The sequence below is a fragment of the Dolichospermum sp. UHCC 0259 genome (assembly GCF_009711935.1).
Classification (GTDB): domain Bacteria; phylum Cyanobacteriota; class Cyanobacteriia; order Cyanobacteriales; family Nostocaceae; genus Dolichospermum.
On record NZ_VIKX01000150.1, the window covers coordinates 1 to 22,472 of the forward strand.

A 22,472-nucleotide genomic window follows, 5' to 3' on the forward strand; every position below is an offset into this window, starting at 1 on the left:
TACTGTAGAAGGAATTAATAATAAACTCAAATTAATCAAAAGACTTGGATATGGATTTCGTAACTTTAGTAATTTTAGATTACGTAGTTTATTAAACTGGCACTTTAGTATTAATTCTCCATAAAAGGGACGCAAGAGCCTAAATTCCTAGCTGACCAAATATTTGCTTACAAATTCAAATGGAGTCAAACATTCAAACTCTCCAGTTTCTTCAGCCAAAATCCGAATTAACTTATGATTAGCTGAAACAAAACATTGAGACTGTCCTGCTTTTGCCGTCAAATAAACTCCTATATCTTCACGAGGAATAACTCCTGCTGATTCCATTTCTGCCTGAGCAAAATCATCAATTTGAACATAACAAATATTTAACTTTTGCCAAATTCGTCCAATAATTTCTCCTGCCCAGTCCTTATTCTTTAACCGTTTAGCAACTCTGGAAATTTGATCAATTAATTCATCAGAAATAACTACCTCAATTCCATCATTACCTTGAGTTTCCCAACCTAAACATTGCAGAATTTGACCTTCATAACTATTTAAATCTACTGCACCAATGAGATAAACATTAGTATCCAAAAAAATTAACTCAGGAACGGTTGTCATTTTATTTAATCTTACTTTTGTCGGCGTTCTAACGCTATTTCTTGTTTAACCTCTTGCACAAGATCAATAATTTTTTCCCTGGAATCATAGCCAGCTTCACTCAACGCCTGTTTTAATTCCTGTTCCAATTGTTTGGATGGCATTAGATTAAGCTGTTGATATTCACTGATGTTTGTGAAAAATTCAGTGGTATCTGTTTCTGCAAATACAATAATTACTCGCACTGAACTAGGTAAAGTGCCTTTAATTGGGTAATCTAAGGATAATTGACCTTGTTCATCAATTTTACCTGTGGCTTGGATTGCTTTCATAAAAGTTTTTAGTCTAATTTGATGACAATAAATATATTTTACCAAAGCTGTAAACTTTAAAAATATTATCCTTCTCATCAATACTAACAATTAACCAATGCCTAATTCTTTATTCCCGTTGTAGCAATACCTTGAATAAACTGGCGTTGACTCATTAAAAATAACACTATCACGGCTATCGTCGAAATTATCGCTGCTGCTATCATTAACTAATAACTATCGACAAATGTCTCTTTTTGTCACGACAAAGCCAATTACATAATGCTTGTAATTACGATTAAGCTGTAAATAGAAAAGGCTTAAATAAATCATGCTACTTGCCAATCAATATCAAGCTAAAGCTGAAGTGAAAATTGGAAAACCTGTAAGTGCGATCGCTACTAAGGTAGAATATTCAAAGTCCAGTAAAAATTTCCCTACCACGCCGAGTGGTAATTGGCTAAAGTCCAATTATGCTGGGAAGTCTTTGTTGTTTGTGGTAGCCTCAAACCCAAAGGAAGTTAGGAAAACCACAATTAGCGGCAGCAAAACTCTAAATGTACCTGTTCGTGCTGCTAACAGGCTCAAAAATGCCGATTTTTGAGATTCCAGTTTAGCTTGGACATTGGCTATGACTTCATACATTTGTTTTTCTGGTGGTACAACCATCAGTAAAAACTAATCTAATAACTATAGTTTCTTGTTAAGTTAAATTAAATCACAGTGATAATTACCCCAAATTTATCGGGTAAGTTGAGTTTTTGTATCAAATGAGCAGGGTTAACGGAGTAATACAGACAATGCAGCAACTTGTAGACCAAATTGAAACAATTGATTTTCAAAGTGAAATATATAAAGATGCTTATAGCCGCATCAATGCCATTGTAATTGAAGGGGAACAAGAAGCCCACGAAAATTACATTACATTAGCTCAACTACTGCCGGCACAGGAAAAGGAACTAATTTCTCTCTCAAAAATGGAAAGTCGCCACAAAAAAGGATTTGAAGCCTGTGGACGGAACTTAAAAGTGACTCCAGATTTGGAATTTGCGAAAAAGTTTTTCTTGGGACTACACGACAACTTCCAAGCCGCAGCTAAAGAAGGTAAAGTAGTCACCTGCCTGTTGATTCAATCATTAATTATCGAATGTTTTGCGATCGCCGCATATAACATCTACATTCCTGTAGCTGATGAGTTTGCTCGTAAAATCACAGAAGGAGTAGTCAAAGAAGAATACAGTCATCTCAACTTTGGTGAAGTGTGGTTGGAAAAAAACTTTACAAAAGAAACCAAAGCTGAATTAGAAGAAGCAAACCGCCAAAACCTACCCCTGGTCTGGAAAATGCTCAATCAAGTGGCAGAAGATGCCAAAGTTTTAGCAATGGAAAAAGACGCTTTAGTAGAAGATTTTATGATTCAATACGGTGAAGCCCTAAGTAACATTGGCTTTACTACGCGTGATATCATGCGTCTTTCTGCTTACGGACTTGTAGCCGCTTAAAAATGCTCTTGGGGTAACGATATGTTACCCCAGGTTTTGAGAGTAGGGGAGTAGGGGAGCAGGGGAGCAGGGGAGCAGGGGGGAGGAGGAAAGAGTAGCCAGTCTCTAGTCCGCAGTCTTTAATTACGAATTGCGAACTATTTGGACACTTTATGTAGTATTTTTAATAGTTAGACATCATATAGCAGATTGCAGATTGATGAGGTACAGGATCTAAATTTAAAGCCTGACAATAAGCCAGTTTTACTCGGTGACTCCTGATTCCTGACTCCCGCTGTATCTGATTTCAAGTTGGCATAGTTTTTTGATTTTTCCAAAATCTAAAATCTAAAATCCAAAAGTTGGTTTTGCACGACAGCACACGCCTAATATATCACTCCATGTTTGGTTTAATTGGACATCTGACTAGTTTAGAACACGCTCAATCAGTAGCTCAAGAATTGGGATATCCAGAATATGCCGATCAAGGGCTAGACTTTTGGTGTAGCGCCCCGCCGCAAATAGTTGATCATATCACTGTCACCAGTATCACCGGGCAGAAAATAGAAGGAAAGTATGTAGAATCGTGCTTTTTACCGGAAATGCTGGCTAATCGCCGCATTAAAGCCGCAACGCGCAAAATCCTCAACGCTATGGCTCATGCTCAAAAGCATGGGATTGATATTACAGCTTTGGGGGGATTTTCCTCAATTATTTTTGAGAACTTTAATTTAGAGCAGTTCAAACAAGTCCGCAATATTAACCTAGATTTTGAACGGTTCACCACAGGCAATACTCATACAGCCTACATTATCTGTCGGCAGGTAGAAGAAGCTTCCAAACAACTAGGGATTGAATTGTCCAAAGCAACTGTAGCCGTGTGCGGTGCAACAGGGGATATTGGGAGCGCAGTTACCCGCTGGTTAGACAAAAAAACAGATGTTCAAGAATTGCTCTTGATTGCGAGAAACCAAGAACGTCTCCAAGAACTGCAAGCAGAACTAGGACGGGGTAAAATCATGGGATTACAGGAAGCATTACCCCAAGCGGATATTGTCGTTTGGGTGGCGAGTATGCCCAAAGGTGTAGAAATTGACCCAACAACATTAAAACAACCCTGTCTATTGATTGATGGTGGCTATCCTAAAAACTTAGGCACAAAAGTTCAGCATCCGGGGGTATATGTATTAAATGGTGGCATTGTGGAGCATTCCCTAGATATTGACTGGAAAATTATGAAAATTGTCAATATGGATGTGCCAGGACGACAATTATTTGCTTGTTTTGCCGAATCAATGCTTCTGGAGTTTGAGAAGTTATATACAAACTTTTCTTGGGGGCGTAATCAGATTACCGTAGACAAAATGGAGCAAATTGGTCGTGTGTCCATTAAACACGGTTTTAGACCATTGCTAGTTTAGTCATTGGTCATTGGTCAGTAGTCATTGGTCATTGGTCAGTAGCTCATAGAATACAACTGACAACTGACAACTGATAACTGATAACTGACAACTAACAACTGACAACTGACAACTGACAACTAATATAATTATGGCAACAACTGAGCGCAAACCGCTACTATTAGATTTTGAAAAGCCTTTAGCAGAACTGGCCACTCGGATTGACCAAATTCGCCAATTAGCTGAAGAAAATGGTGTTGATGTTTCTGGACAAATTCGCCAACTAGAGACACGGGCGACGCAATTACGGGAAGAGATTTTTAGTAGTCTGACACCATCTCAACGATTGCAGGTAGCTCGTCATCCCCGCCGCCCTAGCACCTTAGATTATATCCAGTCTATCAGCGATGAATGGATGGAGTTGCATGGCGATCGCTGTGGCGGCGATGATCCAGCTTTAGTTGGTGGTGTCGGGCGCATAGCTGGACAACCAGTGATGATGTTAGGACATCAAAAAGGTCGAGATACTAAAGACAACGTTGCCCGCAACTTTGGCATGGCTGCTCCTGGGGGCTACCGTAAGGCTCTGCGCCTCATGGAACACGCCAATAAATTTAGTATGCCGATTTTGACCTTTATTGATACTCCTGGGGCTTGGGCTGGCATAGAAGCCGAACATCAAGGACAAGGAGAGGCGATCGCCTATAACCTCCGAGAAATGTTCAGTTTTGATGTCCCGATTATTTGTACAGTTATTGGTGAAGGTGGATCTGGTGGGGCTTTGGGTATTGGTGTAGGCGATCGCCTACTAATGTTTGAACACTCAGTTTATACCGTAGCCACCCCTGAAGCTTGCGCCGCAATTTTGTGGAAAGATGCCAGTAAATCTCACCTAGCCGCTGTAGCCCTAAAAATCATCTCCCACGACCTCAAAAACTTGGGCATTATTGACCAAATCCTCCCTGAACCCTTGGGTGGCGCACACTCAGACCCCTTAACAGCGGCTACCAACTTAAAACAAGCCTTGCTGGAAAACTTAGACGAACTCAACCGTCTCACTCCAGCCGAGCGCCGCCAACTCCGTTATGATAAATTCCGTAATATCGGCGTTTTCACAGAACTTGCCCACTAAAAATACTCCAGAAAATGGCATAGAATCATAGCAATGCTATAATTGCCTATGGCTGCTTAAAGATTTTTAACAATCTTCTCAGCTATAGGCATTTGTATTTACTTGATTTTACAAGTGGCTATTGGCTGAAGGCGCTGCCAAAAAGTTGGAAAATATTGTCAGTAACTCAGCCCTAAAGGGACTGAGCTTGTAAGAAATTGCAAGCTGTACTGACCAGTCTAAGTCTTCACTGACTACGTTTTTTGAGTCACGACACCCTGGAATGCGTAGCTAGTTCCCTGCTCTGTCATTTGCAATTAAACAGTTTTAAAGTCACTGAAACAGTGTTGCAAGTCTAAAAAGCTCTTAAAACATTGACGAAGCTAACATCACCCCGAAAGGGAGGCACATCGCGTGCAACACATTATGCGTACAGAGTTGGGAAATTTGAATCGGTAATTGTCCCGTTGAAAGTACATCACAAGAGTACCCCGAATTTCCCAACTCCAAGGCGGTAATGAAAAAATATTTAAGGCGGTTAAAACCGCACGAGCGGTCACTGAGCTTGTCGAAGTGTCGCTTCCCTCTCAGGTCTGAAGACACTGAGTTTCCCACTTACTGGGTATTCTTATGAATTCTGAGCAAAAAAGACGCGCCTTAATTACTGGTGCTAGTAGTGGAATTGGCAAGGCAACAGCTTTAGCATTTGCAAAAGTTGGAATAGACGTAGCATTGGTCAGTCGTTCTCAGGATCAACTAGAGTCCGTAGCTAAAGCCGCACAGGAATTAGGCGTAGAAGCCCAAGCCTTCTGTCTAGACTTAGCGGAAGTTACCCAAGTTAAATCCGAAATTCAAAGAATAGCTGATGAATTTGGCAACATAAATATTCTCATTAATAACGCTGGGATTGGATATACAGGCAACCTGAGTGAAACACCCTTGGAAGACTGGCAACAAGTCATTGACTTGAACCTCACCAGTGTCTTTCAGTGCATAATGGGAATTTTGCCAGGAATGCGCCAACAAGGGCAAGGCACAATTATTAACATTGCTTCTATAGCAGCCAAACAAACCTTTCCAGGTTGGGGCGCTTACTGTGTTAGCAAAGCAGGACTTCTGTTCCTATCCCAAACCCTCGCACAAGAAGAACGGGCTAATGGCATTCGCGTCATTGCCATTTGTCCTGGTTCTGTGAATACGGCAATTTGGGATACTCCAACCGTCCAGGCTAACTTTGACCGTTCCCAAATGTTAACTCCAGAAATTGTGGCAACAACAATTCTACATACTGTCTTATTACCACAAGAAGCAGTAATTGAAGAATTAACGATTATGTCCAATGCTGGTGTTCTCTAATTGGTAATTTCGTCATTTATCTTTTTGAATGACTAATTACCAGTTACAACTGACAACTAAGTCCTAACAACTAACCAATTACTAAAATTTAATCATGACTATCGCTGGTTCAAACGGTGCTAATACCTCTCAATCTCCTCTGATTCCTGATTTAGCAGAAGCTATCAATGTTCGACCAGACCGCAATACTCATGACGGTAAACAACCAAAAATACATCCACCGTCAGAAGAAATAATGGATGAGATGATGCAAGCTGTGCGGACAATGCTAGTGGGATTAGGAGAAGATCCTGAACGGGAAGGACTGCTAAAAACACCTAAGCGCGTAGCTAAGGCGATGAAGTTTCTCACCAGCGGCTACAATGAATCTCTAGAAGACCTCATCAATGGTGCGATATTTGATGAAGGACATGATGAAATGGTCTTGGTGAGAGACATTAACTTCTTTAGTTTGTGTGAACATCATATGCTGCCATTTATGGGCAGAGCGCACGTTGCTTATATTCCTAATCAAAAAGTTGTGGGATTAAGCAAACTGGCAAGAATTGTGGAAATGTATTCTCGCAGATTGCAAGTTCAAGAAAGACTAACTCGACAAATTGCTGAGGCACTACAAGCAGTCCTCGAACCCAAAGGTGTGGCTGTAGTCATGGAAGCCACTCATATGTGCATGGTGATGCGGGGGGTTCAAAAACCCGGTTCTTGGACAGTTACCAGTTCGATGGTAGGCATATTCCGAGATGAACACAAAACCCGTGAAGAATTCTTCAACTTGATTCGTCATCAAGCGTCATTATTTTAAGTAGGGGATTGGCGACTGGGGACTGGGGACTGGGGACTGGGGGAAGTAGGGGGAGTGGGGGAAGTAGGGGAAGTAGGGGAAGTAGGGGAAGTAGGGGGAATATTTCTTCCCAATTACAACGGACAACGGACAACGGACAACGGACAACGGACAACTGACAACTGACCAATTACCTATTTTCTAACTTTTGAAATAATAGGGCTACTTTATCTAAATCTTTGTTACCTGGTGAATGTTCGACACCACTAGATAGATCAATACCATTGGGTTTAATTTGACTTAAAGCAGTCAAAATATTATCTGGTGTGAGTCCTCCAGCTAAGAACCAAGGAAGACTAGGGCTAAATTGTTGATTTAGTTGATGCCAATCTAAGGTTTGTCCTGTTCCTCCTAACTGTTGGGGATGGTAAGCATCAAGTAGTAGAGTATCTACATAATCGGTGTAATGTATGGTGGTTTGTAGATGCTCTAAACTGCGGACTCGCAAGGCTTTGATAATTTCCACTTGGGGTAGAGATTGACGTAATTGCTGGCAAAATTCTGGTGTTTCGTCTCCATGTAGCTGGACACCGGTTAAACCAGACTTTTTAACTATTTGACTAATTTCGGAAATAGTGGTGTTAGCAAAAACGCCGATTTTATCAATATTTTCAGGAATGGAGGTTATAGCTGCCTGAATTTGGGCTATGGTAACGTAACGAGGGGAACTGGGAACACAAATAAATCCTAGTGCTGTTGCACCCAGGGCGGCTATAGCTAAAGACTGCTCTGGTTGAGTAATACCGCAAATTTTAACCCGCATTTTTATCAGAAAAGTTACAAATAATCACAAAAGTATCTTAATTCAAGTTAAAAACTTTTGCTTTGTCCTGGGTAATTTTATAATTCTCTAGGACTATATTCATTTTTTCATTTAGGAGAAAACAATTTCATGTCATCAATTTTATTAGCCGCAGCATCCGTTCCTGTTACACCAGTGTGGAGTCCTACAGTCGGCATCATTATCAGTGCCAGCAGCGCAGTTGTATTATTATTTACTTTTGCCCTGAAATCTGCTAAAGTTGGACCCGCGATGCCTATATTGCCTGTAAGTGTACCAGGATTCATTGGAGCAATGGCTTTTGGTCATGTGATTGGTATTGGTATTGTGTTAGGACTGACTAATATTGGTCGTTTGTAAGTTGGATTAAAAAATTCCAGATCCCCGATTTCTTAGAGAAGTCGGGGATCTATGCTATTTAAAATTGTCTATCCTAGAGTTATACATACATTTTTCTCTATAAAAGAATTTCTGGAAATATCTAATAATGCAAACAAATTGGCAAATAGGTTCTTTATTTGGCATTCCTTTATTTTTAGACCCCCTATGGTTTGTGATTTTGGGGCTAACTACTCTGAATTTTGGGTTAGCTTATCAGCAATGGGGGACTGTTGCGGGTTGGAGTGCTGGTTTGATTATGGCGCTGCTGTTATTTGCTTCGGTGCTGCTGCATGAGTTGGGACATAGCTTGGTGGCACAGTCCCAAGGAATTAAGGTGAATTCGATTACTTTGTTTTTGTTTGGGGGGGTGGCGGCAATTGAGGAGGAGTCAAAAACTCCTGGCCAGGCTTTCCAGGTGGCGATCGCTGGCCCTGTGGTAAGTGTTATCCTATTTTTCTTACTGCGTCTAGGTGCGAGCGTAATTCCTGATAGTAACCCCTTGCATGAAATGATGGGAGATTTATCGAGAATTAACTTGGTGGTGGCTTTATTTAATTTAATTCCTGGGTTGCCTTTGGATGGGGGACAGGTGTTAAAAGCGGCTTTGTGGAAAGTAACAGGCGATCGCTTTCAAGCGGTACACTGGGCAGCAAAGGCTGGACAAATTTTGGGTTATGGTGCGATCGCTTTGGGATTTGCTATTGATTTTTTCACCAGAGAATTTATCACAGGTTTATGGATTGTTTTGATCGGCTGGTTTGCCGTCCGTAATGCTAACAGTTATGACCGTGTAACTACATTACAAGAAACTTTACTAAAGTTGGTAGTATCTGATGGGATGACTCGTAATTTTCGGGTAGTTGATGCTAATCAAACATTGCGAGAGTTTGCTGATTTATATCTTTTAGAAACCACTGCACCGCAAGTTTATTTTGCGGCTGCTGATGGTCGTTATCGGGGTTTAGTTAATATTAATGATTTGCGAACTACCCAAAGAAGTGAATGGGAAAATCAAACTTTACAAAGTATTGTTCATCCCCTCAATACAATTCCTACTGTTGTTGAATCTACTTCTTTGGCAGAGGTAATTAGGAAATTAGAAACAGAACAATTACCTCATATTACTGTTCTTTCTCCGGCGGATGCTGTGGCTGGTGTGATTGATAGAGGGGATATTGTCCAAGCATTAGCGCAAAGGTTAAATTTGCCAATTACTGCTGTGGAAATTAAACGAATTAAGGAAGAAGGAACTTTTCCTCCAGGTTTACAATTAGGGGTAATAGCGAAGTCTGTAGAAAAATGAAATTGTCAGAATCAGGATATCCAGGATTTAAGGATTGTCAGGATTAATGAAAATGTCTGAATCAGGATATCCAGGATTTAAGGATTGTCAGGATTAATGAATATAGCGGTATGCACTTGCATGAGATACATCATAGCCCCCTCCTCGCTTGCGGGGAGGGGGTTGGGGGTGGGGTTCTTGTATCTCACTCAATCGAGAACCGCTATATCACATCCTGTTAATCTTGAAATCCTCTAAATCCTGATATGGCTTTCGCCACGCTACGCTATCAGACAATAAAATTTTTATTTAGCACTCATTACCATATGGGGGTTAGAGACATATTCAAATGTTGGTTCAGAATTCCAAGGACCGCGCTGCTCTTTACTCGCTCCGTCTGTTGATAAATTATAATAAAGAGAGACAGTTTCATCTGGTTGAATATTACCAAAAAGAGGTTCAGTCAACTTACCCAAAGAATCTAAAGCCTTCATAAACATCTGAGTGTGAGAAATTTCTCGCGTTAGTAAATGTACTAAAGTCTGTTTAGTTCCTTCATCTGTTGCTAATTTAATCAACGCTTCATAAGTTTGCCTAGCACCAGCCTCGGCGGCAATGTTAGCACGTAAATCGCGGACAACATCACCACCTTCATTCAAATAACTTGCTGTCCAAGTATTTCCCTGACTATCAAGAAAATGGGGTCCCATACCTCGAACGGCAAATAAGGTACTTTTATATGCTTCTGTTTGGTCGGTATTTTTTGTGTGGATTTCAATGAGTTTACCAACCATTTCTAAATGACCAAATTCCTCGATAGCAATATCCTGAAGCATATCCTTAATTCCAGGATTTTCTACATGAAAAGATTGTACCCAATATTGTAAAGCTGCGGATAGTTCACCAGTTGCACCACCAAATTGTTCTAACATCAACTGAGCAAAACGAGGATTTGCTTCATCAACTTGGACAGTATGAATCGGTTCTTTTTTATGAAAAAACATAATTGTATCTCCTGCAAATTTAGATTCAGAAAACAAAATTTATCAGCCTAACTAAGTAGGTAAACCGAAAAATTTAAAGGTATGTGACGAAATGTAAATTCAATGAATGCCTTACAAATAGGTTGTTTTACGGGTTTCACAAAACTAAACATATATTGGTTTTATTATGTTTACCTACTTATTCGTAAGTTATGCTCTGCTGCCTCTTTGGAATAATCCCCATAAATAAATGGCAATAATTGCCCCAATAACTGCCACTATTACCCCAGGAATACTTAAAGATGCAGATGTAAGTTGTAAAGTCCCTGTGCGGAGGAGAGTAAATAGAGTACCACCGAGAAAAGCACCAACAATACCTAATATCATGGTGGATATCATCCCCCCACCTTGAGAACCAGGATAGATTGATTTGGCAATAACACCAGCTAATAGTCCTAAGATTATCCAAGTAATAATATTCATGTATGTCCTCAAAAATTTGACTCAAGTTATGTCAAATTTATCAAAGCTTCATGTTATTTTTTTCTATCTAATGACATAAACTATATAAATCAAAAGGTATGTAGTTTTGTTCTCTCCATAAATCATCACTACATACCAATTCAATCCTGCTCGGTTAATAAAATTTAGGTTGGGTTGAGCGACTCTTAACCTAACAAGATACTTGATAATGTTGGGTTTCCTTGCGTCAACCCAACCTACCACATAACGATTTTTTAGTCTTAACCGAGTAGTATTGCATAGCAATTCTAATTAAATAGAACGAGAGAATTTTGTCTCTCTAGTTCTTGTATGAGTATCGAAAACAACTGCAATATTTCTAACTAGCAATCTGCCAATATCAGTAATATAGATTTCATCAGCTAATACATTTACTAATCCATCAGTTTGTAGAGGTGCTAATTCTTTGAGTTCATAGGAGAAATATTTATCAAAATTGATATGATATTTCTGTTCAATTTCTGACTTATTTAGTTGAAAGTGAGACATTATGGACATAATTACATCCCGTCTAATAATGTCATCTTGAGTAAGTTTAATGCCTTTACTGGTAGGAATCACACCTGCTGCAACGGCTTTGTAATAATCCTTTAATTCCTTGTGGTTTTGAGCATAGGCATCTTCTAACATACTAATAGATGTAGCACCAAACCCAAACAATTCCGTTTCTGCGTGGGTAGTATAGCCTTGGAAATTACGTTTTAGTGTACCATGACGTTGAGCGATCGCTAATTCATTGTTATTTTTAGCAAAATGATCCATGCCAATAAACAGATACTCGTTATTAGTTAATTCCTCAATCGTCATTTTGAGAATATCTAACTTTTCTTCTGCTGCGGGTAATGCTGCTTGGGGAATCATTTTTTGTACAGGTTTAATCCAAGGCACATAGGCAAAATTAAACACGACAATTCTATCAGCATCTAACGCCATTGTCTTGTGTAATGTTTCCCGAAAAGTGTCAAGAGTTTGATAAGGTAAACCATAAATTAAGTCTACATTCACACTATCAAATTCAGCTTCCTTAATCCAACCCATGACATCAAAAAGTAATGATTCTGGTTGAATCCGATTCACCGCTTTTTGTACTTCTGGGTTGAAATCTTGGATACCAAAACTAATCCGGTTAAAGCCAATATCCCGCAAAAATAAAATATAATCTCTATTTACATAACGAGGATTAATTTCAATAGATACTTCTGCATCTGAAGCAATTTGGAAATGACGGGTAATATTTTTCCACAAAAATTCTACTTGATCAAGTTCCAAATAATTTGGTGTACCTCCACCCCAATGAATTTGCAGCACCTTTCTATCTTTATCAATTAAAGCTGAAGTATTTTTGATTTCCTGTTCCAAATGTTCCAGATATGGAATAGCCATATTCTTATTATTAGTAATTACCGTATTGCAACCGCAGAAATAACAAGCACTTTGGCAAAAAGGAATATGAAAATACAAAGATAGGGGAGTTTCTCGTTGATTAGAAGCAGTAATTGCCGCTTGGAAATCTTTTGCAGTGAAGGTTTCACTTAATTCTGTTGCTGGGGGATAACTCGTGTATCTAGGAGCGCGAGTATCATACTTTTGAATTAGATCAAAATCAAACTTAACACCAGGTAATAGAAAAACCATTACAGCCTCCAAGTAAATGTAAGTATATGTCTGTGTAGTTGGGAAACAATTAATTTTCCCAATTTAATGTTGTAATTTAGGATTTAGCAAATAGAATATATTTATTCTATTTGTTTGTAGTTAGCATTATTTTTTTAACGAACCACTTCAGGCACAGAGAACACAGAGGAAGAGAATGAATAGATGTTTCCATCTTGTTTGGCATTTTTATATAATTCATCATTGCCAAGGTTAATTGGGTGATGAATTATATCTTTGTAAATCATGCAGAGACTTAAACTAAATCATTGTAAGTAGCTCTACCAAGAGCTTCGATTAAAATACTTTCTAACTCTTGAAGTATCTGCATATTTAACTTAAAAGCATGGTTAGCTTCTGCCACAATTTTGTCAGCAGTTGTATCATCAACATTAACTTTATCTAATGCTTGACGATACTTGCCTTTAAAAGCTTGTTTGTCTGGAATTTGCTGAAAATCGTAAAAAGAAGTTCCTTCATATCCAGAAAGTTTTAAGGCTGACTGAGCAATTTTTTGTAACATTTGCCCACCAGAAAGATCACCCAAATAACGAGTATAGGAATGAGCTAACAATAGTGCAGGTTCATGATTAGAAATTTGTTGGATACGCGCAATATAAGCTTGTGCAGCAGGTGAAGGGGTGATGCGTTTGTGCCATTGACTCCCATAATAAAATAACATATCTTGCTCTAGGGAAGATTGGCGATTTAGTTCAGGAAAATAAATCAAACTAATGACAGGATGCTGTTTATGTTTCTCAATTGCTGCTTCTAGTTCACTATAAACAAAATAGAAATTTCTCAACAATTGAATAAAACAATCTCTATCTACAACTCCTTTGACAAAACATTTCATGAAGCCGAGATTTTCTGAATCTGTATGCGCTTGTTGAGTTCCCACACGCAGTTTCATTGCCAAATCATTACTCATTCTTAGTTCCTTCTTGTTTACGTGTCAGGGTTTGCAAATTTCAACGACTTGTTTATCAGTTCACCGTCGTTATCATCACAGAAAAGTTGCTATTCTATGTGAATAGGGGTTTGAGAATAATTTCTCCAGCACAAATTAATACCGATGTAGATTTCGGCTATTTTTACTGCTCCTGAAATTATTTAACTCTTATTCTTTGTATAACTATAAGAGTATTCATATTTATTTATGGTTTCATAAATACATTTGTCCCGTAAATAGGTATTTAAACTATACGAAAATCAAGAATAATTCAGTATTTTTGTAAGAATTAGTTTCAATAATTTAACTGATGACTAATAACAAATATTTATGCTTATATAATTTTAAGGTCAGCCTTTAGCTATCAGCCAAAAGCAGAAATAGTCAAGAAGACGAAATTTTAATTATCTGTATTTCTACCTTGAATGCTAATAGCTAACGGCTCGATGCTTACATTTTAAAGCAGATAATGGTAAAGGGACTACTTATGGTTAAATCGTTGGATAAACCGCCACTTGATTTATCGAAATCGGGTGTAAAAACACCAGTTCAAGAAACATTATTAACACCCAGGTTTTATACCACTGACTTTGATACAGTGGCAAAAATGGATATTTCTGGGTATGAAGCGGAATTAAGGGCTGTAATTGACGAACTCAAGGCTGATTATAACCGTCATCACTTTGTGCGCGATGATGAATTTAAGCAAGGTTGGGATCACATTGTTGGTGAAAAACGACTTGCTTTTATTGACTTTTTAGAACGTTCTTGTACTTCGGAATTTTCCGGGTTTTTACTATTTAAAGAATTATCTCGTCGTCTTAAGGATAGTAACCCTTTGCTATCAGAAGCATTTGCTTATTTAGCACGAGATGAAGCCCGTCATGCTGGCTTTTTAAATAAGTCAATGGCAGATTTTAACCTTTCCCTTGACTTAAGTTATCTGACTAAAAATCGTACCTATACATTTTTCCCAATCGAGTGGGTTATTTACACAGTTTATCTATCGGAAAAAATCGGTTATTGGCGTTATATTTTAGTATATCGCCACATGGAAAAAAATCCAGAGTACCAGTTTTATCCTCTATTTCGGAAGTTTGAAAGCTGGTGTCAAGATGAGAATAGGCACGGTGATTTTTTCAAAGCTTTGTTACGTTCTCAACCCCAATTATGGAATAATTGGAAATCTCGTTTATGGGTGCGGTTTTTCTTGATTACTGTGTTTGCAACTCATACCATGACAGTATTTGAAAGAGGGAGTTTCTATGAAATATTAGGTATGCACCCTCGTAAATATAATACTCAAGTAATTGAGGAAACCAACAAAACCGCAGCTAAGGCATTTCCAATTATTTTAAATACCAATCACCCCTACTTTTTCTGGTATTTGGAACAATGTGCATTGTATAATCAGAAGATAATTGACCTCAATCAAATTAATGATTGGGGAATTGCGAAATTTATCCAAAAAATTCCCTTAACTTTAATGATTTTTTGGTATATGTTCAAGATTTTTCTGATTAAGCCCATCAACACAGAAGCAACTCGTGAACAAGTTTGTTAATTAGGTAATAGGTGACAGGTGACAGGTGAGAGTTAAAAGAGAATAGATAATAGGTAATAGGGAATAATTAATTACCAATTACCAATCACCAATCACCAATCACCAATCACCTTATTTTTTATTCTTTAATTGAAATGGCGTATATTTTCCCCCTAATGCTTCAACAATAGCGCGGGTATTTGCTATCATCATTTTTATATAAGTATCGCCATTACTACCTTTTGCCCCAATAGAATCAGAAAAAAGTGGAGTTGGTGCTAATTTTACTCCTGCTTCTTCCGCGACTGTTTTAATTAAAGCTGGGTTAATTGTCGTTTCTGCAAATATAGCAGGAACACCAATTTTTTTCACAGATTCAACTAACTTTTTCACTGTTTGGGCGCTGGGTTGTTCTTCTGTACTAATGCCAATTAAAGTTCCAGCAATTGCTATTTTATAAGCATTGCCATAATATTGAAAGGCATCATGGGTAGTGATGAGTTTTCGTTTATCTGCGGGAATAGTTTGGATTTGTTGAATAATCCAAATATGTAATTGTTGTAATTCATCAATTAGCTTTTCGGCATTTTGAGTAAATTCTTCTTTGTCCTCTGGTGACAATTCAATTAAACTATCTCTAATTGCTTTCACCATAGCGATCGCATTTTCTGCACTTCCCCAAACATGAGGATCTGGGACGATTTGTCCTTTACCTTTATCTAACTTTAAAGATTTAACAACTTCTCCTACAGGGATTTTTTTTACTTTCTCTCCAGTTGCATTCATTAACTTAATAAGTCCCGGTTCTAAATTGTAACCGTTATATAAAATCAAGTTAGCTTTTTCCAAAACTCGACTGTCTGCGGGTACGGGTTCATAGGTATGAGGATCTGCACCTGGTTTGAGAATACCCGTAATTTGTACTTCTTCTCCTCCCACTTCTTCCGCCAAATCAGCAATAATGGTACTCGTTGCTACAACCTGCGGCTTACCATTTCCCTGAGTTTGGGAGTTGGGAGTACAACCCATTAAGGCCAAAGATAACAACATTCCTAGACAAAGAGAATTAGGTATTAGTTTCATTTATCTTACTGATTACTTCTAATTATAGATATTCTCATATTTCTCTCATTTTTATGATAAGCTCAAAAAATAAGTATTTTAACTAGGGTTATGCAAAACGTTTCTTTTTACCAAAAATTTAGCCTATCTCCCAGAAATCAAGAAGATATACTTACACAAGTTATCAAATCTATTGACATGAATTTATCAACAGCAATTAACATCACTCATGTAGGCGTACACTACCGCACACAAGAAGCATTAAGAGATGTTAACTGCATAATTAAACCAGGAAAGCTAACGGGAATTTTTGGACCTAATGGTGCGGGTAAAAGTACATTAATGAAAGCTATTTTGGGATTAGTTCCTATGAGTAGCGGTCAAGTTTTATACGAAAATAAGCCTTTAATGCGGCAACTAGAAAAAGTTGCTTATGTACCACAACGTAGCCAAATTGACTGGAATTACCCCGCAACGGTGTGGGATGTAGTGATGATGGGGCGTGTCAAAAAAACAGGATGGTTACGGAGTTTCTCTACAGTTAGCCGTCAAATTGCTAAACAAGCATTAGAACGAGTGGGAATAGAAGAATTAAAAAATCGTCCCATTGGTGAACTTTCAGGAGGACAACAACAACGGGTATTTTTAGCTAGGGCTTTAACTCAAGAGGCGGAAATATTTTGTTTTGATGAACCCTTTGTCGGGATAGATCAAAAAACTCAGGCTATTATTTTTGAAGTTTTTCAGGAATTAGCAAATAACAATAAAATCGTTTTGGTAGTTAATCATGATTTAGGTGAATCAATTACTCATTTTGATGATTTAATTTTACTAAACTGTGAATTAATTTCCACAGGTTCACGCCAACAAGTTTTAACAGAAGAAAATTTATATCGCGCTTATAGTGGTAAAGTTATGTACTTTGCGGCTTAATTTATTATGTGTTTGAATCAGACAGAATCAGCCAGAATCAGCCAGGGAATCAATTCCCTGTCTTATAGCTAAAGTCGGTTAAAACCGACTAATTTTAGTTTATTTCTTCTATTTAAAGGAGAAATTTAGGATAATTAATTTCTTTCCCAATCAGCAATATGTTTCAAGCACTAATAGAACCGTTGCAATATGGCTTTATGCAACGGTCATTAATCATCGCCATATTAGTAGGTTTATTGTGTGCCATTGTTGGTAGTTATTTGATGGTACAACGTTTAGCTTTACTGGGTGATGCTATTAGCCATTCAGTGTTACCAGGACTTGCGATCGCCTTCATGATTGGCGCTAATATCTTTGTAGGGGCGTTTATTGCTGGTGTTTTGAGTACAATGGCTATAGCTGTCATTAAAACCCGATCTCCCATCAAAGAAGATGCCGCTATGGGCATAGTTTTTTCTGCCTTTTTTGCCCTGGGTGTCACCTTAATTACAGTTATTCAAAAAGATAATAAAATTGACTTGAATCACTTTCTATTTGGCAATATTTTGGGCGTAACTGGGGACGAAGTGAGAGACACCGCAATTATTGCAGCTATTGTTTTAATAGTAGTTTTCCTATTATATAAAGAACTTTTATTTTACACCTTTGATCCTTTAGGCGCACAAGCTGCCGGTTTACCAGTTAATCGCTTGAATTTTGGTTTAATGTTGTTAATTGCTTTAACAATTGTTGCCAGTATGAAAGCTGTGGGAGTAATTTTAGTATTATCACTTTTAATTACTCCCGGTGCAACTGCTTATTTGTTAGTGAAACGTTTGCACGAAGTCATGATTTTGGGGGCGGTAATTGGGGTAATTTCTAGTATTAGCGGAATGTATCTCAGCTATTTTTATAATTTACCCTCTGGTCCAGCGATTGTGTTAGTAGTTTCGGGTTTATTCACCTTGGCTTTGTTATTTAGTCCTCGACATGGGATTTTGATTCCTAGTGTGAATAGAAAATAAGCATTTTGCAGGATTTGTGTGAACAGTCAGAATCAGGATAACCAGGATTAAAGGATTTACAGGATGAAAGGGTTTTCATTATCTTAATCAAAAATATGAGTAAATTACAGATAATCATCGCCAACGAGTATCCTGAAAATCCTAAAATCTTGTAAATCCTGATATGGCTACGCCACGCTACGCTATCAGACAAGATTGATTTAAAAAATGTTTCGGTTTTCTGGTTTAGTGCTGATACAGAAAAATCATTTATAGTGCGGTAAGCTAACAAAAGCAGTTTTTACCCTCAGAACAATGACAGCAAATAGTCCCACGATTTTGGCTTTAGACTTTGATGGAGTAGTTTGCGATGGACTAATTGAATATTTTGAGGTAGCGTGGCGTACCTACTGTCAAATTTGGTCGCCAACTAACGACACACCACCAGATGATTTAGCTTTGAGATTCTATCGCTTACGTCCTGTAATTGAAACTGGTTGGGAAATGCCAGTTTTAATTAAAGCCTTAATTGAGGGTTTTTCTGATGATCAAATTCTCCAATCATGGACAACTATCACTCCCCAAATTTTAGCAGCAGATAACCTAGAAGCAAAAGCAGTTTCGACAAAATTGGATCATCTACGAGATGAATGGATTCAGACAGATTTAAATGGTTGGTTAAGTTTGCATAGATTCTATCCAGGTGTGATAGAAAGACTCAAAATAACTCTTAAAAGTGAAATACAGTTATATATTGTCACCACCAAAGAAGGGCGATTTGTCAAGCAATTATTACAACAAGAAGGAGTTGATTTACTACCAGAAAATATTTTTGGCAAAGAAATAAAACGCCCAAAATATGAAACTTTGCGCGAATTAATCAAGAAAGCAAATACCCAACCTGCGAGTTTATGGTTTGTGGAAGATAGACTAAAAACATTACAATTAGTCCAACAGCAATCCGACTTAAATCATGTCCAACTTTTTCTCGCAGATTGGGGTTATAACACTCAAACAGAACGGGAAGCAGGGAAAAATGATTCCCGCATTCATTTAATATCACTTTCTCATTTTAATCACGATTTTTCCACTTGGTTATAATCTAGATCCCCTTTCAGATCCCCGACTTCTCTAAGAAGTCGGGGATCTATTTTTCTCTATTTTCTATTTTCTCAATCAGATCAATCACTTCTTGGTAATTAGAAATTCTTTTTTGTTGTTGAAATAAATTAGCGGCTGTTTTTAAATCAGTAATTGCCCCCTGCTTATCACCTAACTTATTGCGAGAAATCCCTCGATTTTGGTAAGCTTCAGGAAAATTAGGATTAAGACTTAATGCTTTGTTAAAATCTGCGATCGCACCTTTTAAATCTCCCAAATCATGACGAGTAAATCCTCGATGATTGTAGATACCCGGATAGTTAGAATTAAGGCTAATTGCTTTGTTGTAATCTGCAATTGCCCCTTTTAAATCTCCCAACTTATAGTGAGATATCCCCCTTTTATAGTAAACTTCAGGAAAATTAGGATGTAACCGTAAAGCCTTATTATATTCTTCAATAGCCCCTTTTATATCTCCAAAGGTATGACGGTTAATTCCCTGATGGAAATATACAATAGCCTCTTTCAGATCAGATTGTGCTAACAGTGATGATTTTATTCTCACATCGGAAATATTTTCCAAACTTTTAGCACTCACCTGGGGACTATATATAATTCCGAATATGAAGATTGTAATTGCTAATTTCCATTTTTTCATTACGCCATTTTTCCAATTATTAGCATACAGTTATTAATTATATAGTATTTATATCAATTTTATGTGAGACTGCACAGAATCATGAAATCCATTAATTCATCTGGATTTATCTGCGTTTATCCGCGTTTATCTGCGGTCAATAATTCTTAAAATCTTATTCCATGCAGATTCATCTTAATTTGGTATTACCTCCATTCACACAAATACACCCAACCAATATGCTTAATTTAACAAAAATATCGGCACAAATGCAAGGTTTCAGCCAACATTTAACTTCAGAAGTGGCTGCAAGTCATCAGCGGTTGGAGTTAGCACAACAATATTTAAAACAAGCTTTTGAGTGTCAAGAACAGTTAGTTAAACGTCAAGAAGAATGGCGAAATCGCATTCTTTTTGCTAATGCTACACCCATTGAACCTCTCGAAACCTGTATTACTATTTCTGTTCCCCCCAAAGTTCATACTGTCATTTCTACAGATGGTTCGCAAATTGCCCCCAATCACCATGAAATTGCGTATTGTTACTTACTAAATATTGGCAGAGTGGTTTTGCACTATGGTCAAAATCTTCACCCAGTTCTCGACAGTTTACCAGAGGTATTTTATCGCCCTGAAGATTTATATATATCGCGTCAGTGGGGCATTAGAACAGAAGAATGGATGGGTTATCGGCGTACCGCTTCCGAGGCTACAGTATTAGCAGAACTGGCTTGTAGTGCAAAAACAGAAGCTCCAGTCTTAGCGATGACAGATGGTTCGTTAATATACTGGTTTTTAGATCAGTTACCGATGGATGCGCGGGATATGATTTTACCTCCTGTTTTAGAAGCTTGGCAAAAACTTCAGCAAGCCCAAATTCCCCTCATGGGCTATCTTAGTGCCTCTCGTAGTACCGAAGCTACCAACTTTTTACGCTTTTTAGCTTGTCCTCATCCCGTCCCCGATTGTATTACCTATTGCCCCAACCAACTAGAATACGTACCGTGTAAAAAATTTGATACTTTGCGCGATACAACCATCATGACCACCCAACTTCAACCCGGACAACGGGGACCATTATGGCGGAGTAACGCCCGAATTTTAGAATTGTATGATGAGCAAATTATTTATTTTTGTTACGTCCATGTCGGTACAGAAATTGCCCGGATTGAAGTTCCCGCTTGGGTTGCAGAAAATTCCACAATATTTGATCAAGCACTAGGGCTAATGTTGGCACAGGTACAAAAAGGATATGGTTATCCTGTAGCGATCGCCGAAGCCCATAATCAAGCCGTAGTCAGAGGTGGTGATAGAAGCCGTTTCTTTGCCCTTTTAGAACGACAAATGATTAAAGCCGGAATCAAAAATGTCGGCATCTCCAACAAAGAAGCCAGAAAACGGGGTAGCATCGCTTAATTTTGCAATAACTTTTTAAAATAAACCATTTTTCAGGAAAACTCAGTTTAATCCTTGACTGATTAAATAAGTATCTGGGTATAATTAACCATGCAAAAATTTCTTCACCTTTCCCCTAATCACATTAGTAAAAAACACTTATTCAACAACACCATCATCATGTTTTTATCTATAGTGATGATACTACTTAACACAGGTTGTACCAAAAAAGTCCTTCATACCCCTCCATCACCTGTAGATAAAACACCAAAAAACTTACCCCCCTTGAAAATCGGCATATTATCAGCCCAAAATCCTCAAGACCAACAAAAAATGGTCAAGCAGCTTGATAACTACTTGGAAAAATCATTAAAACGAACTATAGATATCAAACTAGCGAAGAATTACAATGACATAGTTGATTGGTTAGTACAAGAAAAGGTCGATATTGCCTATTTGTATCCACTAACTTATCTGCAAGCTTTAGATAAAGGCGCAAAAATAGAACCAATAGTTGCTTCCATAGATAAAAACACAGGACAACCCTGGTACAGATCATGTATTATTATCAAATCAGACAGTCCTGTCAAAACCTTAACAGACCTCAAAAATAAGCGGGTTGCCTTTGTGGATAAATCATCAACTTCTGGCTATCTGATGCCAATGGTAGCTTTTCAGAAACTCAATATTAATCCCGAACAAGATTTCAGCCAACTTATCTATGCGGGCAATCATGCTAAGAGTCTAGAATATCTAGAAAATGGCATTGTAGATGCCGCAGCTACTAACACTGCCGCTTATCTGAAAGAGCAAAAAAAGGGGAAATTAACATCTCAAAATTCCCGGATTTTATGGGAATCTACACCTTTAGCCCAATCTCCCGTAGTAGTTTTAAAAAAATTACCCCCTGAGTTGATCAAACAGTTAAAAAAAGCCTTTATTAATCTCCCTAATGGTATGGAAGATATTAAAGGAATTGAGTCTGCTGGCTATACTCTAGTCAGTGCTTCAGATTATGAACCAATTCAGCAACTCCGTCAGCAACTTAACTTAATTTCTAGCCCATCAAAATGAACATATCTAAAAAGTTTTTCGCCAGTGCGGCTTTATTATTAGGAATTGTCACGTAGTTTTTCACTCTCCCCCCACTTTCGAGAGTTTATAGGGTAGGTAGAAGTAG

Annotated in this window: 24 protein-coding genes; 15 read left to right on the top strand and 9 right to left on the bottom strand. The window is 38.0% G+C overall.

Features of this window, described 5'->3' with window-relative positions; genetic code table 11:
* A partial coding sequence (locus FJR05_RS11810) for a transposase (RefSeq protein ID WP_168642427.1) occupies nucleotides 1-124 on the top strand: 124 nt, incomplete at its 5' end.
* A gap of 23 nt (nucleotides 125-147) precedes the next feature.
* On the opposite strand, the gene FJR05_RS11815 is transcribed toward FJR05_RS11810, so the two are convergent.
* Together FJR05_RS11815 and FJR05_RS11820 are read right to left on the bottom strand one after the other, a co-directional pair.
* Complete coding sequence (locus FJR05_RS11815) at nucleotides 148-606, bottom strand: hypothetical protein (protein ID WP_168644266.1); 459 nt, start codon at nucleotides 604-606, stop codon at nucleotides 148-150.
* 11 nt (nucleotides 607-617) lie between these two features.
* A complete protein-coding gene (locus FJR05_RS11820; RefSeq protein ID WP_168644267.1) occupies nucleotides 618-917 on the bottom strand; it encodes a hypothetical protein in 300 nt (99 codons plus the stop codon).
* A 310-nt stretch (nucleotides 918-1,227) separates the two neighbouring features.
* Between FJR05_RS11820 and FJR05_RS11825 the strand changes: the two genes are divergently transcribed.
* The 6 genes from FJR05_RS11825 to folE all read left to right on the top strand — a co-directional run bounded on the left by FJR05_RS11825 (nucleotide 1,228) and on the right by folE (nucleotide 7,046).
* Nucleotides 1,228-1,500 carry a hypothetical protein gene (locus FJR05_RS11825; RefSeq protein ID WP_168644268.1) on the top strand — a complete coding sequence of 91 codons (273 nt, stop codon included), beginning with the start codon at nucleotides 1,228-1,230 and terminating at the stop codon, nucleotides 1,498-1,500.
* Nucleotides 1,501-1,696: 196 nt separating this feature from the next.
* Nucleotides 1,697-2,398 (top strand): aldehyde oxygenase (deformylating), encoded by a 702-nt coding sequence (locus FJR05_RS11830; RefSeq protein ID WP_168644269.1) that lies wholly within the window; start codon nucleotides 1,697-1,699, stop codon nucleotides 2,396-2,398.
* A 380-nt stretch (nucleotides 2,399-2,778) separates the two neighbouring features.
* Entirely contained in the window at nucleotides 2,779-3,798 is a 1,020-nt protein-coding gene (locus tag FJR05_RS11835; protein WP_039202860.1) for a long-chain acyl-[acyl-carrier-protein] reductase, read from the top strand.
* Between the two features lie 130 nt (nucleotides 3,799-3,928).
* Complete coding sequence (locus FJR05_RS11840) at nucleotides 3,929-4,909, top strand: acetyl-CoA carboxylase carboxyltransferase subunit alpha (RefSeq protein WP_015079153.1); 981 nt, start codon at nucleotides 3,929-3,931, stop codon at nucleotides 4,907-4,909.
* 609 nt (nucleotides 4,910-5,518) lie between these two features.
* Nucleotides 5,519-6,244, top strand: a complete 726-nt coding sequence (locus tag FJR05_RS11845) for an SDR family oxidoreductase (RefSeq protein WP_168644270.1) — start codon at nucleotides 5,519-5,521, stop codon at nucleotides 6,242-6,244.
* 94 nt (nucleotides 6,245-6,338) lie between these two features.
* Complete coding sequence (gene folE / locus FJR05_RS11850) at nucleotides 6,339-7,046, top strand: GTP cyclohydrolase I FolE (RefSeq protein ID WP_168644271.1); 708 nt, start codon at nucleotides 6,339-6,341, stop codon at nucleotides 7,044-7,046.
* Nucleotides 7,047-7,215: 169 nt separating this feature from the next.
* Here the strand turns inward: folE and FJR05_RS11855 are convergent, their stop codons facing one another.
* Nucleotides 7,216-7,848 carry a phosphoribosylanthranilate isomerase gene (locus FJR05_RS11855; protein WP_168644272.1) on the bottom strand — a complete coding sequence of 211 codons (633 nt, stop codon included), beginning with the start codon at nucleotides 7,846-7,848 and terminating at the stop codon, nucleotides 7,216-7,218.
* 129 nt (nucleotides 7,849-7,977) lie between these two features.
* Here FJR05_RS11855 and psaK point away from each other — a divergent pair, with 129 nt between their 5' ends.
* Nucleotides 7,978-8,226, top strand: a complete 249-nt coding sequence (gene psaK / locus FJR05_RS11860; protein ID WP_096669992.1) for a photosystem I reaction center subunit PsaK — start codon at nucleotides 7,978-7,980, stop codon at nucleotides 8,224-8,226.
* A 127-nt stretch (nucleotides 8,227-8,353) separates the two neighbouring features.
* The gene (locus FJR05_RS11865; RefSeq protein WP_168644273.1) at nucleotides 8,354-9,550 is read left to right on the top strand and encodes a site-2 protease family protein; all 1,197 of its coding nucleotides are present in this window, start codon (nucleotides 8,354-8,356) and stop codon (nucleotides 9,548-9,550) included.
* Nucleotides 9,551-9,834: 284 nt separating this feature from the next.
* On the opposite strand, the gene FJR05_RS11870 is transcribed toward FJR05_RS11865, so the two are convergent.
* From FJR05_RS11870 to FJR05_RS11885, 4 genes are all read right to left on the bottom strand, one after another.
* Nucleotides 9,835-10,533 (bottom strand): manganese catalase family protein, encoded by a 699-nt coding sequence (locus tag FJR05_RS11870; RefSeq protein WP_168644274.1) that lies wholly within the window; start codon nucleotides 10,531-10,533, stop codon nucleotides 9,835-9,837.
* Between the two features lie 189 nt (nucleotides 10,534-10,722).
* Complete coding sequence (locus FJR05_RS11875) at nucleotides 10,723-10,995, bottom strand: GlsB/YeaQ/YmgE family stress response membrane protein (protein ID WP_168644275.1); 273 nt, start codon at nucleotides 10,993-10,995, stop codon at nucleotides 10,723-10,725.
* Between the two features lie 291 nt (nucleotides 10,996-11,286).
* Nucleotides 11,287-12,669, bottom strand: a complete 1,383-nt coding sequence (hemN, locus tag FJR05_RS11880; RefSeq protein WP_168644276.1) for an oxygen-independent coproporphyrinogen III oxidase — start codon at nucleotides 12,667-12,669, stop codon at nucleotides 11,287-11,289.
* Between the two features lie 274 nt (nucleotides 12,670-12,943).
* Nucleotides 12,944-13,618, bottom strand: coding sequence for a heme oxygenase (biliverdin-producing) (locus tag FJR05_RS11885; RefSeq protein ID WP_168644277.1), 675 nt, complete (start codon nucleotides 13,616-13,618; stop codon nucleotides 12,944-12,946).
* Between the two features lie 508 nt (nucleotides 13,619-14,126).
* Here FJR05_RS11885 and acsF point away from each other — a divergent pair.
* A complete protein-coding gene (gene acsF / locus FJR05_RS11890) occupies nucleotides 14,127-15,203 on the top strand; it encodes a magnesium-protoporphyrin IX monomethyl ester (oxidative) cyclase (RefSeq protein WP_168644278.1) in 1,077 nt (358 codons plus the stop codon).
* Nucleotides 15,204-15,314: 111 nt separating this feature from the next.
* Here the strand turns inward: acsF and FJR05_RS11895 are convergent, their stop codons facing one another.
* Nucleotides 15,315-16,265 (bottom strand): metal ABC transporter solute-binding protein, Zn/Mn family, encoded by a 951-nt coding sequence (locus tag FJR05_RS11895; RefSeq protein ID WP_168644279.1) that lies wholly within the window; start codon nucleotides 16,263-16,265, stop codon nucleotides 15,315-15,317.
* Nucleotides 16,266-16,355: 90 nt separating this feature from the next.
* Here FJR05_RS11895 and FJR05_RS11900 point away from each other — a divergent pair, with 90 nt between their 5' ends.
* From FJR05_RS11900 to FJR05_RS11910, 3 genes are all read left to right on the top strand, one after another.
* Nucleotides 16,356-17,177, top strand: coding sequence for a metal ABC transporter ATP-binding protein (locus FJR05_RS11900; RefSeq protein ID WP_168644280.1), 822 nt, complete (start codon nucleotides 16,356-16,358; stop codon nucleotides 17,175-17,177).
* Between the two features lie 158 nt (nucleotides 17,178-17,335).
* Entirely contained in the window at nucleotides 17,336-18,181 is an 846-nt protein-coding gene (locus FJR05_RS11905; RefSeq protein WP_168644281.1) for a metal ABC transporter permease, read from the top strand.
* A 294-nt stretch (nucleotides 18,182-18,475) separates the two neighbouring features.
* Nucleotides 18,476-19,261, top strand: coding sequence for an HAD family hydrolase (locus FJR05_RS11910; protein ID WP_168644282.1), 786 nt, complete (start codon nucleotides 18,476-18,478; stop codon nucleotides 19,259-19,261).
* Between the two features lie 46 nt (nucleotides 19,262-19,307).
* Here FJR05_RS11910 and FJR05_RS11915 read toward each other — a convergent pair whose 3' ends face one another.
* Nucleotides 19,308-19,919, bottom strand: coding sequence for a tetratricopeptide repeat protein (locus FJR05_RS11915; protein WP_168644283.1), 612 nt, complete (start codon nucleotides 19,917-19,919; stop codon nucleotides 19,308-19,310).
* Between the two features lie 218 nt (nucleotides 19,920-20,137).
* Here FJR05_RS11915 and FJR05_RS11920 point away from each other — a divergent pair, with 218 nt between their 5' ends.
* Both FJR05_RS11920 and phnD read left to right on the top strand, forming a co-directional pair.
* Nucleotides 20,138-21,313, top strand: coding sequence for a DNA double-strand break repair nuclease NurA (locus tag FJR05_RS11920; protein WP_168644284.1), 1,176 nt, complete (start codon nucleotides 20,138-20,140; stop codon nucleotides 21,311-21,313).
* Between the two features lie 159 nt (nucleotides 21,314-21,472).
* The gene (gene phnD / locus FJR05_RS11925; protein ID WP_254446917.1) at nucleotides 21,473-22,366 is read left to right on the top strand and encodes a phosphate/phosphite/phosphonate ABC transporter substrate-binding protein; all 894 of its coding nucleotides are present in this window, start codon (nucleotides 21,473-21,475) and stop codon (nucleotides 22,364-22,366) included.
* Nucleotides 22,367-22,472: the final 106 nt, after the last annotated feature.

Coding starts and splice junctions, on each gene's coding strand:
- FJR05_RS11815 (WP_168644266.1), bottom strand. CDS start 606: ATGACAACCGTTCCTGAGTTAATTTTTTTGGATACTAATGTTTATCTC.
- FJR05_RS11820 (WP_168644267.1), bottom strand. CDS start 917: ATGAAAGCAATCCAAGCCACAGGTAAAATTGATGAACAAGGTCAATTA.
- FJR05_RS11825 (WP_168644268.1), top strand. CDS start 1,228: ATGCTACTTGCCAATCAATATCAAGCTAAAGCTGAAGTGAAAATTGGA.
- FJR05_RS11830 (WP_168644269.1), top strand. CDS start 1,697: ATGCAGCAACTTGTAGACCAAATTGAAACAATTGATTTTCAAAGTGAA.
- FJR05_RS11835 (WP_039202860.1), top strand. CDS start 2,779: ATGTTTGGTTTAATTGGACATCTGACTAGTTTAGAACACGCTCAATCA.
- FJR05_RS11840 (WP_015079153.1), top strand. CDS start 3,929: ATGGCAACAACTGAGCGCAAACCGCTACTATTAGATTTTGAAAAGCCT.
- FJR05_RS11845 (WP_168644270.1), top strand. CDS start 5,519: ATGAATTCTGAGCAAAAAAGACGCGCCTTAATTACTGGTGCTAGTAGT.
- folE (WP_168644271.1), top strand. CDS start 6,339: ATGACTATCGCTGGTTCAAACGGTGCTAATACCTCTCAATCTCCTCTG.
- FJR05_RS11855 (WP_168644272.1), bottom strand. CDS start 7,848: ATGCGGGTTAAAATTTGCGGTATTACTCAACCAGAGCAGTCTTTAGCT.
- psaK (WP_096669992.1), top strand. CDS start 7,978: ATGTCATCAATTTTATTAGCCGCAGCATCCGTTCCTGTTACACCAGTG.
- FJR05_RS11865 (WP_168644273.1), top strand. CDS start 8,354: ATGCAAACAAATTGGCAAATAGGTTCTTTATTTGGCATTCCTTTATTT.
- FJR05_RS11870 (WP_168644274.1), bottom strand. CDS start 10,533: ATGTTTTTTCATAAAAAAGAACCGATTCATACTGTCCAAGTTGATGAA.
- FJR05_RS11875 (WP_168644275.1), bottom strand. CDS start 10,995: ATGAATATTATTACTTGGATAATCTTAGGACTATTAGCTGGTGTTATT.
- hemN (WP_168644276.1), bottom strand. CDS start 12,669: ATGGTTTTTCTATTACCTGGTGTTAAGTTTGATTTTGATCTAATTCAA.
- FJR05_RS11885 (WP_168644277.1), bottom strand. CDS start 13,618: ATGAGTAATGATTTGGCAATGAAACTGCGTGTGGGAACTCAACAAGCG.
- acsF (WP_168644278.1), top strand. CDS start 14,127: ATGGTTAAATCGTTGGATAAACCGCCACTTGATTTATCGAAATCGGGT.
- FJR05_RS11895 (WP_168644279.1), bottom strand. CDS start 16,265: ATGAAACTAATACCTAATTCTCTTTGTCTAGGAATGTTGTTATCTTTG.
- FJR05_RS11900 (WP_168644280.1), top strand. CDS start 16,356: ATGCAAAACGTTTCTTTTTACCAAAAATTTAGCCTATCTCCCAGAAAT.
- FJR05_RS11905 (WP_168644281.1), top strand. CDS start 17,336: ATGTTTCAAGCACTAATAGAACCGTTGCAATATGGCTTTATGCAACGG.
- FJR05_RS11910 (WP_168644282.1), top strand. CDS start 18,476: ATGACAGCAAATAGTCCCACGATTTTGGCTTTAGACTTTGATGGAGTA.
- FJR05_RS11915 (WP_168644283.1), bottom strand. CDS start 19,919: ATGAAAAAATGGAAATTAGCAATTACAATCTTCATATTCGGAATTATA.
- FJR05_RS11920 (WP_168644284.1), top strand. CDS start 20,138: ATGCTTAATTTAACAAAAATATCGGCACAAATGCAAGGTTTCAGCCAA.
- phnD (WP_254446917.1), top strand. CDS start 21,473: ATGTTTTTATCTATAGTGATGATACTACTTAACACAGGTTGTACCAAA.